11 protein-coding genes are annotated in these 12,562 nt (G+C 57.4%); 2 read left to right on the forward strand and 9 right to left on the reverse strand.

Going from position 1 to position 12,562, the window contains the following annotated elements:
- Positions 1-7: 7 nt before the first annotated feature.
- Genes PGR79_RS16220 through PGR79_RS16230 form a run of 3 tightly spaced genes read right to left on the reverse strand, consistent with a single transcriptional unit; the run spans position 8 to position 2,865 of the window.
- The gene (locus tag PGR79_RS16220) at positions 8-247 is read right to left on the reverse strand and encodes a DUF2164 domain-containing protein (protein ID WP_430922049.1); all 240 of its coding nucleotides are present in this window, start codon (positions 245-247) and stop codon (positions 8-10) included.
- Between the two features lie 24 nt (positions 248-271).
- Positions 272-1,516: a multidrug efflux MFS transporter MdtM gene (gene mdtM / locus PGR79_RS16225; RefSeq protein WP_411325771.1), complete on the reverse strand. Its 1,245-nt coding sequence runs from the start codon at positions 1,514-1,516 to the stop codon at positions 272-274.
- Between the two features lie 56 nt (positions 1,517-1,572).
- The gene (locus PGR79_RS16230) at positions 1,573-2,865 is read right to left on the reverse strand and encodes a DUF445 domain-containing protein (RefSeq protein ID WP_430922161.1); all 1,293 of its coding nucleotides are present in this window, start codon (positions 2,863-2,865) and stop codon (positions 1,573-1,575) included.
- Between the two features lie 205 nt (positions 2,866-3,070).
- Here PGR79_RS16230 and PGR79_RS16235 point away from each other — a divergent pair, with 205 nt between their 5' ends.
- Positions 3,071-4,021: an Rpn family recombination-promoting nuclease/putative transposase gene (locus PGR79_RS16235; protein WP_430922051.1), complete on the forward strand. Its 951-nt coding sequence runs from the start codon at positions 3,071-3,073 to the stop codon at positions 4,019-4,021.
- Positions 4,022-4,188: 167 nt separating this feature from the next.
- A complete protein-coding gene (locus PGR79_RS16240) occupies positions 4,189-5,559 on the forward strand; it encodes an NAD-dependent succinate-semialdehyde dehydrogenase (RefSeq protein WP_430922053.1) in 1,371 nt (456 codons plus the stop codon).
- A gap of 57 nt (positions 5,560-5,616) precedes the next feature.
- On the opposite strand, the gene yjiA is transcribed toward PGR79_RS16240, so the two are convergent.
- From yjiA to hpaA, 6 genes are all read right to left on the reverse strand, one after another.
- Complete coding sequence (gene yjiA / locus PGR79_RS16245; protein ID WP_015368442.1) at positions 5,617-6,573, reverse strand: GTPase; 957 nt, start codon at positions 6,571-6,573, stop codon at positions 5,617-5,619.
- 11 nt (positions 6,574-6,584) lie between these two features.
- Entirely contained in the window at positions 6,585-6,788 is a 204-nt protein-coding gene (locus PGR79_RS16250) for a YbdD/YjiX family protein (RefSeq protein WP_002887451.1), read from the reverse strand.
- 109 nt (positions 6,789-6,897) lie between these two features.
- The gene (locus PGR79_RS16255; RefSeq protein ID WP_430922055.1) at positions 6,898-9,048 is read right to left on the reverse strand and encodes a carbon starvation CstA family protein; all 2,151 of its coding nucleotides are present in this window, start codon (positions 9,046-9,048) and stop codon (positions 6,898-6,900) included.
- 300 nt (positions 9,049-9,348) lie between these two features.
- Positions 9,349-9,861 (reverse strand): 4-hydroxyphenylacetate 3-monooxygenase reductase subunit, encoded by a 513-nt coding sequence (locus PGR79_RS16260; protein ID WP_002887467.1) that lies wholly within the window; start codon positions 9,859-9,861, stop codon positions 9,349-9,351.
- Positions 9,862-9,880: 19 nt separating this feature from the next.
- Positions 9,881-11,443 (reverse strand): 4-hydroxyphenylacetate 3-monooxygenase, oxygenase component, encoded by a 1,563-nt coding sequence (gene hpaB, locus PGR79_RS16265; protein ID WP_002887473.1) that lies wholly within the window; start codon positions 11,441-11,443, stop codon positions 9,881-9,883.
- A gap of 225 nt (positions 11,444-11,668) precedes the next feature.
- Positions 11,669-12,559, reverse strand: a complete 891-nt coding sequence (hpaA, locus tag PGR79_RS16270) for a 4-hydroxyphenylacetate catabolism regulatory protein HpaA (RefSeq protein WP_004182836.1) — start codon at positions 12,557-12,559, stop codon at positions 11,669-11,671.
- Positions 12,560-12,562: the final 3 nt, after the last annotated feature.

Genomic DNA, 12,562 nt, shown 5'->3' on the forward strand with positions numbered 1-12,562 from the left:
GGTGGCGTTAATAGACCTTCTTCAAATCCATTTCTTCCTGAATGCGCTCGCTCCATGCCAGGTGGGTGCGGATGGCCTCTTCAATGCCGGCGTTGTAGAACAAAGGCCCCAGCTCTTTAGCGATAAAGTCGACAAAAAACTCGGCGTCGAACTGTTCCAGCTCCAGGTTAAAGGTCCCTTCGCAGTACTTGCTTAGCCGCTCGCGCAGCAGATCGCGCTGCGCCGGGCTGAGTTCAATATCGCTCATGCGTGGTTAATCTCGGTGAGTTAGTCAGGATTGTCGGGCTTCGATGACCGCCTCTGAACGCTGGCGCAGATTGCGGAGTAGCCCCGCCAGACAGCAGGCGGCGACGATCCCGGCGGCCACTGCCAGCAGGTGGAACGGCAATCTGCCGCCATGGAACCATAACCAGCGCGCGCCTTCAATCGACAATGCGCTGACGCTAAGGATCACGATATTCAGCGAGGCGGAAACGGTCCCTTTCGGCAAGTCATTGGAAAAAAGGGTAAAGCGGAACAGCGTCGGGAAAATCAGCCCGATGCCGAAGGCGTAGAAGCAGGTGCCGAGCACCGACCACAGCCAGACGTGCGGCCACGTCAGATTACCGATAATCAGGATCGCCAGACCAACCATCTGGATGGGGACTGCGCTTAACACAAAGCGCGGGCGAGTCGGGTCTTTCACCCAGCGCGCCACCGACAGATTAGCGATAATCACCGCACTGAAAACCGGCACCTGGCTCCAGGCAAACTCGCTGGTGGTGAGCCCGCCGGCGTCCATTAAAATCACCGGCGACACCGCCACCCAACTCATCAGCGGAATATAGCTCAGCGCCAGCGTGGCGGCGCCGAGTAAAAAGATGCGGTTGCGGAAGACGTCGCGAAAATCGCGCACCACGCCGAGCGGGCTGAACGGCACGTCGCCGCGACGCACCGTCTCCGGCATGTTAAACAGTAAACCCAGCCAGGCCACCAGCCCCATCGCGGCGATAATGCCAAACAGCGCTTTCCAGTGGATAAAGTGCATCAGCGCCGCGCCGGAAAGCGGGCCGACGATCGGCGCCACCAGCACGATGGAGGTAATTACCGCCATCAGCTTAATTGACCGCTTTTCGTCAAAGGCCTCCTGCACGGTGACGTAACCAACGGTGGCGATAAAACAGATGCTGGTGCCCTGCACAAAGCGGGCAATCAGGAACTGGGTCATTGAGGTCGTCCACAGGGTGGCGAAGCAAGCGAGGGTAAAAATCAGCGCGCCGCTCAGCAGTACCGGCCGGCGGCCAATACGGTCGGAAAGCGGCCCCAGCAGCCACTGCAGCGCCATCCCGCCGGCCATATATAAACTCACCGAGGCTGGAGCCAGCGCCACATCGGCGTTGAAATCCCGCACCACGTGCAGGATCCCAGGCTGGATGAGATCGGTGGTCAGGTAGGCGGAAAAGTCATACAGGATCAGCGCCATCGGAAAGAACAGCGATGCGCCGTAGCGGGCGCTCAATCGCGAAATCCATGACATAACCTTCTCCTTGCCGTCGGGTAGTGATCGTCAGAATAGTTATGATGCTACCATTGTCAGCCAATATGCAGATGCAGCAGCGCCGGAATTTGCGATAACAGCCACAGGCCGAGGCCGATAGTGCCGCCAACCAGCGTGCCGTTGATGCGAATAAACTGCAGATCCTTGCCGATGTTGAGCTCGATCTGACGCGACATATCGCGCGCGTCCCAGCTTTTGACCGTGTCGCTGATATGGCGAGTCAGGAAGGCGGCGAATTCCGGCGCCACCCGATGCGCCGCCTGCTCCAGATGCTCATTCAGCGATTCACGCAGCGCGTCGTCGCGCACCAGCGTTTCGCCGAACCACTGACCGGCCTCGGCGATCCGCTGCTTGATGCGCGAATCGTCACTGCTGATATCGTTTTTCACCCAACCGCGCAGATCCGCCCACACCTCGCCGAGATAGCGATTAAAGGTCTCATCGTTTTTCAGATACGCTTTGATGTTATCGGCTTTTTGCGCCATTTGCGGATCCGATTTCAGATTGTCGATAAGCTTCTGCGCCGCGCGGTCGAAGGCCTGACGAATTTGATGCGTGCGGTCCTGAGTGACTTCATCGAGCAGCGTATTCACGGCGTCTGTCACCATTTCGGCGCTGTGCTCGCCAAGCCACTCGGTGGGTAACAGTTTGGCCTTCAGCGGGTGTTCGGTCTCCAGCCAGTGCACGATGCCGCGGGCGATAAAGGCGCGGGAGCTGTCGCGCTGTAGCAGGGCGATAAGCTGGCTTATCAGTGAATCCAACAGCTTCTGATGACGATTGTCGCGGGTCAGCCCCTCCAGCATCATGGCGCTGGTCTGGGTCAGGTCGACCTTATCGATAGCCTTGTGCACCGCGCGCCGCAGCAGACGCTGAATGCGGGTGTCATCGGTGAGCTCGAGAAAACCGCTCATCACCTGTAGCAGATGTTGGCCGACACGGCGGGCGTTTTCGGGCTGACTGAACCAGTTACCGAGCATCAGGGCCGGTTCGTAGCGGCGGATCAGCGCCACCAGAGATGGGGTATCAAGAAACTTCTCCTGCACGAAATGGCCAAGATTATCGGCGATCCGGTCTTTATTGCGCGGAATGATCGCCGTATGGCGGGCGACAAACGGCAGCGGAATGCGGCGAAACAGGGCCACCACCGCAAACCAGTCGGCCAGCGCCCCGACCATCGCCGCTTCGGAAATAGCCTTCAGCGCGCTGACCCATGGCGTCGGCGGTAGCAGCAGCGTAGTGATAAACAGCGCCGCCGCAATCAGCAGCAGCGACAGCGCCAGCAGTTTGGCGCGTTTTAATTCAGCGAGTTTTTCCATAGGCTTAAGCATATAACCTGACGGCGAGGTCATGCAAAAATCGGCACAACTTCCTGTATGCGCGGGTCAATTTGCGAGTGGGCTGCCAGGGTAAGATAACGATTGCAGCACGCAGAAATTAGCTTTCGGCACGGCTCGAGAAAACGCTTTTTGCCAGGTGTCAGAGGGAGATCTGCAGCGTAGAGTCGCAGCAGAATTGGCTGGCAGGGGCGAACACATGGAAAGGTCCACAACGTCTACGCCGCATGATGCGGTTTTCAAAAAGTTTCTTACGCAGGCTGATACCGCCCGTGATTTTCTGGCGATCCATTTACCGCCCGCGCTACATCAGATCTGCGATCTCAATTCGTTACAGCTTGAATCGGCTAGTTTTATTGAGGAGAACCTGCGAGCCTGGTATTCGGACGTGCTGTGGTCGCTAAAAACGGTTTCTGGCGAGGGCTACATCTATGTTGTTATCGAACATCAGAGTTCACCCGATGCGCAGATGGCGTTTCGCCTGATGCGTTATGCTATTGCTGCGATGCAACGTCATCTCGACGGCGGCCATAAAACCTTGCCGCTGGTGGTACCTATGTTGTTCTACCATGGTTCCGTGTCTCCGTATCCGTGGTCGCTTAACTGGCTCGATAGGTTCGCTGACCCACAACTCGCGAAGGCGCTTTATTCGTCACCCTTTCCGCTGGTAGATATCACCGTTATCCCGGACGATGAAATTGTGGGACATCGACGCGTGGCGCTATTAGAACTTATGCAAAAACATATTCGTCAGCGCGATTTAATGGGCATAGTCGAGCAGCTAACGTCAATTTTACTTAGCGGTTACGCTAATGACAGGCAGCTAAAAACGCTATTTAATTATTTACTGCAAACTGGCAACGCGCGCCGATTTGGCCGGTTTATTCGCGAAGTCGCGCATCGGGTTCCTCAACACAGGGAGAGATTGATGACCATCGCAGAAAGATTACAGGAAGTTGGCCGCAGAAAAGGCAAACGTGAAGGGCGGCTTGAAGGCAGGCAAGAAGGACGGCAAGAAGGACGGCAAGAAGGGCGGCACGCCGAGGCGCTGCGGATTGCGAGGATGATGCTTGCCGACGGTATTGCACGTGAAACCGTGCTGAAAATTACCGGTCTGGCTGCCGAAGAGATAGCCACGTTACCACATTGATAAAGCCGTTATGCCGGGGCGCCCTTAGGGGCGCCCCTGCTATCCACTCTCATGGAATATTCCGGATATACCTAACTTTACCCGCATCGCCAGCTATCTCGACTACCCTTAATATCCTTAGCGGCATTTTTGACTGCGTTAATAGCGATAACAAGGAGACATGCGATATGGCTTATCAGACAGTGAATCCTGCGAATAATCAGCTTATTAAAAGCTATCCCGCACACAGCGATGCTGACGTGGAGGCAGCGCTGCAGCAGGCAAATGCGCTTTATCATTCTGCGTGGGCGAAAGGCGATATTGCGCAGCGTCTGCCGGTGCTGCATAAGCTTGCCGACCTTATCGACAGCCGAACGGAGGAGCTGGCGAAAATCGCCAGCCAGGAGATGGGCAAACTCATTAAACAGAGCCGCGGCGAGGTCAAACTCTGTGCGCAGATCGCCCGCTATTATGCCGACAACGCCGAACGGTTCCTGGCACCGGTGAAGTATCCCTCCGAGCTTGGCGAAGCCTGGGTTGAGCATCATCCCATCGGCGTCTTGATGGCGGTGGAGCCGTGGAACTTCCCCTATTACCAGTTAATGCGCGTGCTGGCGCCAAATCTGGCGGCCGGTAACCCGGTGATTACCAAGCATGCCAGTATCGTCCCGCACTGCGCAGAGACCTTCGCGCATCTGGTGCGCGAGGCTGGCGCGCCGGAAGGGGCGTGGACCAACTTGTTTATCTCTCAGGATCAGGTAGCGAAAATTATCGCGGATGACCGGGTGCAGGGCGTGGCGCTGACCGGCTCGGAAAAAGCGGGCGGCATCGTGGCGTCGCAGGCGGCGAAGCATATCAAGAAAGCGACGCTGGAGCTGGGCGGCAACGATGTGTTTGTGGTGCTCGAGGATGCCGATCTGGAACGCGCGGTGAAAATTGGCGTACAGGCGCGGCTGAACAACGCCGGGCAGGTTTGCACCGCCGCTAAACGCTTCATTCTGCATGAAAAAATCGCCGAGTCGTTCCTGAGCAAGTTTAGCGACGCCTTCCGCCAGGTGAAGATCGGCGATCCGCTCGATGAAAGCACTACGCTTGGCCCGCTCTCCTCGAAAGATGCGCTGGAAACCTTAAGTAAGCAGGTCGACGAGGCGGTGAAGCATGGCGCCAAATTACACCTCGGCGGCAAGCCGGTTTCGGGCGAAGGTAACTTCTACGAACCCACCATTCTGACGGGAATTACCCGTGATAACCCGGCGTACTTCGAGGAGTTCTTTGGCCCGGTGGCGCAGATTTACGTGGTGAAAGACGATGATGAGGCGATTGCGCTTGCCAACGACTCTCACTACGGCCTGGGCGGCGCGGTGTTCAGTCAGGATATTGAGCGGGCGAAGCGCATGGCTTCGGGGATTGAGACTGGAATGGTCTATATCAACTGGTTAACGGATACCGCGCCGGAACTGCCTTTTGGCGGCGTGAAGCGCTCCGGCTTTGGCCGCGAGCTTTCCGACCTCGGTATCAAAGAGTTTGTGAATCAGAAGCTGGTGGTCGTTCGCCGCTAAACCACCCATCATGAAGTATCCCTCTCCCATCGGGGGAGGGATACATCCTTGCGTCGGCTATTTACGGAGCCCGGCAAACGCGGCGCGGATTTCCTCTTCCGGCAGCTGAATGCCGATAAACACCAGCGTGCTGTGCGGCGTTTCATCGCCCCACGGGCGATCCCAGTCGGCGCTGTAGAGGCGCTGCACGCCCTGGAACAGCAGGCGATTTGGCTCGCCGTCGATCCACAGCATGCCTTTATAGCGCATCAGTTGCTCGGCGAAGGAGAGCAGCAGGTTTTCCATCACCCGTGAGACTTCACTGATATCCACCGGATAGTCGAGTTCGACCACAATCGACGAGACGTCGTTCTGTTTTTCCGCCACGAAGTGAAAGCGCGGTGTGGCGCTTACGACCTTCTCTTCCAGCATAAAACCGCTGGTATTAAAGAGCAGGCTTAAATCGATATCGCCGTGGATGACGGTATAAATTGGCGCCCGCGCGTTGATGCGCGCCAGCCGTTCGCGCAACTTTTCGGTGTCGCCGGCGACATCGGTTTTGGTTAACAGAATCCGGTCCGCATAGCCGACCTGCGACTGGGCAATGGTGAACTGATCCATCTGCTGGTCGGCATGGACGGCGTCAACCAGGGCGATCACGCCGTCCAGCAGATAGCGTTCGCAAAGCACCTCATGGGAGAAAAAGGTCTGAATAATCGGCCCCGGGTCGGCCATGCCGGTGCACTCAATCACCAGTCGGTCGAAGGCAATCTCGCCGCGATCGCGGCTGTCGAGCAGATCGAGCAGGGCATCTTCCAGTTCGTTGGAGCGCGTGCAGCAAATACAGCCGTTGGTCAGGGTTTTAATCTGCGTGGCGCGGTCGCCGATCAGCTGATCGTCAACGGACACTTCGCCAAATTCATTTTCAATCACGGCAATTTTGAAACCGTGCTGCTCGTTAAGAATATGGCGCAGCAGGGTGGTTTTTCCTGCGCCGAGAAAACCGGTTAATAGGGTGACTGCAATCGGTGCCATTATTGCCTCCATTAACAGCAGCGTACGCCGCCTTTGCCGTCGCCGCCGTAGCGGGCCTGCTGGCGTTCGCGGAAGAATTCTTCATAAGTCATGTACGGCTGATCCGGATGGTTGGTTTGCATATGGGTGACGTAGTTGTCGTAATCCGGAATGCCGATCAGCATTTTCGCCGCCTGACCGAGATATTTTTTTGCCTGACCTAAGTTACCAAACATTGTAAGTTCCAGATAACGAATAAAGCCGGATGGCGACTCGCGCCTTATCCGGCCTACGTTAATGCGTTTTTGGTAGGCCGGATAAGCGTAGCGCTATCCGGCATCAGGGTTAATGATGTGACGAGGTTTTCACGCCGCCTTCCGGTACCGGCACGTACGGAGTCTCTTTGTCGGTACGCACCTTATTGTTGCGGACATTGAGCCAGGTTTTGATGCCGTAAAAGATGATGCTGTACACCACCACCAGGAACAGGATGCTCAGGCCGGCGTTGGTGTAGTTGTTAACCACGATATGGTTCATGTTGGCGACCTGCTGCGCGGTCAGCTCGCCGCCGGCGGCAATCTTCTCTTTATACTGCTGAGCCATAAAGAAGAAGCCTTCCATCTGCGGGTTGGTGCTGAACAGTTTCAGACCCAGCGCCCAGGTTGTGCATAGCAGCAGCCACGCAGCCGGAATAACGGTGACCCAGATATATTTGGTGCGCTGCATTTTGATCAGCACCACCGTGCCGAGCACCAGCGCCACCGCGGCCAGCATCTGGTTAGAGATACCGAACAGCGGCCACAGGCTCTTCACCCCGCCCAGCGGGTCGACCACGCCCTGATACAGCAGGTAACCCCACAGGCCGACGCAGCCGGCGGTACCGATAATACCGGCGACCAGCGAGTCGGTTTTTTTCAGGAACGGCACGAAGTTACCCAACAGATCCTGCAGCATAAAGCGGCCTGCGCGGGTACCGGCATCCAGCGCGGTGAGGATAAACAGCGCTTCAAACAGAATACCGAAGTGGTACCAGAAGCCCATATCCGCCATCGGGATGATTTTGTGGAACACGTGAGCGATACCGACGGCCAGCGTCGGCGCGCCGCCGGCGCGGTTCAGTACGGAAGGTTCGCCGATATCTTTCGCCGTCTGCAGGATCTGCTCAGGTGAAATCACGAAGCCCCAGGAACTGACGGTCGCCGCCGCGTGGACGGTCACTTCTTTCAGCTGTGCGGCGATCATCGCCGCGTTTTCACCGCCCATTTCATGCAGGTTCGGCATGACGATGCCAAGGCCTGCCGGCGGGGTGTTCATGGCGAAGTAGAGACCCGGTTCGATAATTGATGCTGCGACCAGCGCCATGATGGCGACGAACGACTCCATCAGCATCGCGCCGTAGCCGATAAAGCGGGCGTCGGTTTCGTTGGCCAGCAGCTTCGGCGTGGTGCCGGAGGCGATCAGCGCGTGGAAGCCGGAGACCGCGCCGCAGGCGATGGTGATAAACAGGAACGGGAACAGCGCGCCTTTCCACAGCGGGCCGGTACCATCAATGTACTGGGTCACTGCCGGTATTTTCAGGTCCGGGTTGAGGATAACGATCCCCAGCGCCAGGCCAACGATCACGCCGATTTTCAGGAAGGTAGCCAGATAGTCACGCGGCGCCAGAATCAGCCATACCGGCAGCAGCGCGGAGATAAACGCGTAGCCAATCAGAGTAAAGGTGATGGTGGTGTCTTTAAAGGTCAGCGCCGGGCCCCAGTACGGGTCGTGGGCAATGATGCCGCCAAACCAGATAGATGCCACCAGCAGCACGATACCGATAACCGAAACTTCGCCGACGCGGCCAGGGCGCAGGAAGCGCATATAAATACCCATAAACAGGGCGATAGGCACCGTCGAGCAGACGGTAAAGACGCCCCACGGGCTCTCCGCCAGCGCTTTCACTACGATGAGCGCCAGCACCGCGAGAATGATGATCATAATCAGGAAGCAGCCGAACAGGGCGATAGACCCTGGTACCGGCCCCATCTCCTGTTTAATCATCTCGCCCAGCGAAGCGCCGTTACGCCGCGAGGAGATAAACAGCACCATGAAGTCCTGTACCGCGCCCGCCAGCACCACGCCGGCCAGCAGCCAGAGGGTGCCCGGCAGATAGCCCATCTGCGCGGCCAGTACCGGGCCAACCAGCGGACCAGCGCCGGCAATAGCGGCGAAGTGGTGGCCGAACAGCACGTAGCGGTTGGTCGGCACGTAGTTCAGGCCATCGTTATTAATGACCGCCGGCGTCGCGCGCGTTGGGTCAAGCTTCATCACCTTCTGCGCGATGTACAGGCTGTAATAACGGTAGGCGACGAGGTACACGGAAACCGACGCGACGACGATCCACAGCGCACTGACGTGCTCACCGCGGCGCAACGCGACGACTGAGAGGCAAAATGCCCCGATGATTCCAAGAATCACCCAGGGTATGTGCTTGAGTAGTTTTTTGGTATCCATAGTAAAACCTGGCGTTAATTAGATTAATAATTGGCCGAAGCCGTCTGGTTTTGTGTTTGGGTTGGTGGAGGTATTGATTAGCTAGGCTAGCGTCGATCTTGCCAGAACTGCGCGCGCGTAAAGTTGGGTAAATGAGTGAGTGGTTGTATGGGGGGTTAAGCGGTCGCTAGCTGGGGTAAGCGGTTGGCTATGAAGTGAACAGGAGATAAATATGTGATTGAGATCACAGGGGATTGTGGCCGAGAAGATGGTCATGAAAGATAAGGCTCCTCCCCGGGCGGAGAGGAGCAGGCGAGGCCATTACACCGCGACTTCCATTTCCATCATCACCGGGTGGAAACGGCGTTTAAAGTAAATCAGGCCGTGCCCTTGCGGGCTCAGGGTAATATTGCGGATCTCCACCAGATACACCAGGTGGGTACCAATGGTTTGCACCTGGCTAATCTCGCCTTCGAGACTGGCCAGCGAACCCTTCAGCACCGGCTGTCCGAGCGCGCCCTGCTGCCAGCCGCTGAGGGCAAACCGCTCTTCCATCGTCACCCCGGTCATCCCGGCGAAATGACGGGCCATGATTTCCTGTTCGTGGTTCAGCACGTTGATGCACAACTTGCCGTTGCCCTGAAATACCGGGTTCATCGCGCTGTTGGCGTTGATACAAACCATCACCGATGGCGGCGTATCCGTCACCGAGCAAACCGCCGTGGCGGTAATGCCGCAGCGGCCGGCTTCACCTGCGGTGGTGACAACGTTAACCGCCGCCGACAGGCTGGCCATGGCATCGCGAAAACGCAGGCGTTGTTCATCTAATTGCATTATGACCTCCCGCTGTGAATTACTTCAGCAGCTTATCCAACATGTTGATATCAGCGTTATTGTGCAGATGCGGCACCGTCCAGCCGTTCTGGTCGTACTCGGACAGGCAGCGGTCGACCATCGCCATCATTTTGTCCATATTGCCGGAGCTCTGCGCCTGACGCAGACACTGCAGGCGAATTTCATCCTGGCTACCGGAGTAGTTGATTTCATACAGTTCATGACGGCCGCCGAATTCGCTGCCGATCGCGTCCCACATCAGTTTGAGGATCTTGATACGTTCAACGTGATCCATACCGTTGGAGCCGCGCACGTATTTCGCCAGATACTGGTCGATCTGCGGGTTGTTCAGATCGCGGGCGCTGGACGGCAGATAAATCAGGCCGCTGGTGACGTTACGCTCGATGATGTTCTTGATCTTGGCGTAGGCCATCGGCGCCATCACGCGGTAGGTCTGCAGCGCGGCGTGATCCGGCAGCCATGCGCCGTTGACCCACGGCGTCGCTTCCGAGCACATGGAATCGCTTAACGCCCAGAACATGTTTCGCCACGCCACCACTTCTCCGAGGTCGGCCTGTACGCCGCGGAATTCGAGGGTGCCGGTACATTCCAGAGAACGCTTCAGCAGGGCAGTGATAAAGTCCAGTTTTACCGCCAGACGCACGCAGGCCTGCAGCGGGTACATGCGGGCGAAACCCCCTTCCATCGTCCAGCGGCGGCAGCGGTCAAAGTCGCGATAAATCAGCACGTTCTCCCATGGGATCAGCACCTTATCCATTACCAGAATCGCGTCGTTCTCGTCGAAACGGCTGGAAAGCGGATAGTCGTACGGGGATCCGGTCGCGCCGGCGACCATTTCATAGGAGGCGCGGGAGATAAGCTTGACGCCTTCGGCATCCATCGGCGCGACGAACATCAGCGCGAAGTCCGGGTTCTCGCCCATCACCTGTGCGGAGCCGAAACCGATCATGTTGTAGTGGGTCAGCGCCGAGTTGGTGGCGACCACTTTCGCGCCGCTGACGATGATCCCGGCATCGGTCTCTTTTTCCAGCTTGATGTAGACATCCTTAACTTCATCAGCCGGCTTGTGGCGGTCGATCGGCGGGTTGACGATAGCGTGGTTAAAGTACAGGCCGGTTTCCTGAATGCGGGTGTACCAGTTGCGGGCGTTCTGCTCGAACTGGCCGTAAAACGCCGGGTTGGCGCCCAGCGCGCAGCCGAAGGCGGCTTTATAGTCCGGGGTGCGGCCCATCCAGCCGTAGCTTAAGCGCGACCACTCGGCGATGGCGTCGCGCTGCTGGCGCAGGTCGTCGGCGCTTTTCGCCACGCGGAAGAATTTATGGGTGTAGCCGCCGCTACCGGTATCGGTGCCCCAGCACAGGGAATCCTGCATCTCCGGTTTGTGCAGCGCATCGTACAGCTGAGCGACAGAAGCCGCGGCATTACGGAAAGCCGGGTGCGTAGTGACATCCTTCACGCGCTCGCCGTAGATATAAATTTCGCGGCCATCCTGCAGGCTTTTTAAATACTCTTCGCCAGTTAACGGGCGCTTCGCGTCGGCGCGAAAATCTTCAGGTTTCATAGGGGCCTCTTCAGTATTTATCGGAATAATAATGTTAAATATATGTTTTGTTTTTGTTGTTTAATTGAAGCGGTTATTGCGCTTGTCGTGAAGGGACGTTTGCGACAACGGCGGGTACTTTTCAGGCGGGAGTAAATTTTGTGATCTCTGCAGCTTTTGGCGGGTGGCGCGGCGCTAACTGGCCCTATGGACCGTAGCCCCGGCAAGCGCAGCGCCACCGGGGAATTACGACACCGGTACTTTTTGCGCCCGGTAGCTGCTGGGCGAGCAGCCGACCTGGCGGCTAAAAAAGCGCGCAAAATAAGCGGGATCTTTAAACCCCAACTGCCAGGCTATCTCATTGACCGCGCTATCGGAAAACAGCAGCAGCCGCTTAGCCTCGCGTAGCTGGCGGTCGAATATCAGCCGCTTCGGCGGGCGGTTGGCGAAGCGGCGGCAGATGTCGGTCAACCGCGATTCGGTCAGATGCAGTTCGTTGGCGTAATCCGGTACCGTCCAGTGCTGATGAAAGTGGCTGTCGATCATCTGGTTAAAGCGCTGGAATAATTTCAGCTCGCCGCGCATCCCGCTGGCGGCATGATCGTCGAGCCTGGCGTTGCGCAGCAGCAGGGTAAATACCGCCTGCGCCAGCAGCGCCAGGGTATGCTCGCGCCCCGGCAGCTGAGCGGTGGATTCACGGCGAATCAGCTGCCAGTAGTGCGCCAGCGCCGCCAGCTCGTCAGGTTTATCCGCCAGCGACAGGCAGATCCCCGGCAGGCCGAAGGTCTCCCGCGTGCCGGGATAAAGCACCTCCAGCAGCGGCCAGATGAGTTCTTCGTGCACCGTCAACACGTGACCATCGCTATCGGACTCGGTAATAAAGGCGTGCGGCACCGAAGGCGGCGTTATCACAAACAGCGGCGCCTGCACCGAATAGCGGTGGTCATCAAGCTGTAGCTCAATCTGTCCGGTATCAAGAAAGTGCATCTGAAAATAACGGTCGTGGCGATGCGCCTGCATGTCGCGGCCAAAAAAGGCCGCCATGCGGGCAAACGACTGATAGTGCACCTCTTCGGTGCCCAGACTCTCGTCGTAATCTTTATTGATGTCGATGTTGGCGATTGAATGCTGGCACATACC

The organism is Klebsiella sp. 141161 (genome assembly GCF_050600815.1).
Lineage (GTDB): Bacteria > Pseudomonadota > Gammaproteobacteria > Enterobacterales > Enterobacteriaceae > Klebsiella > Klebsiella aerogenes.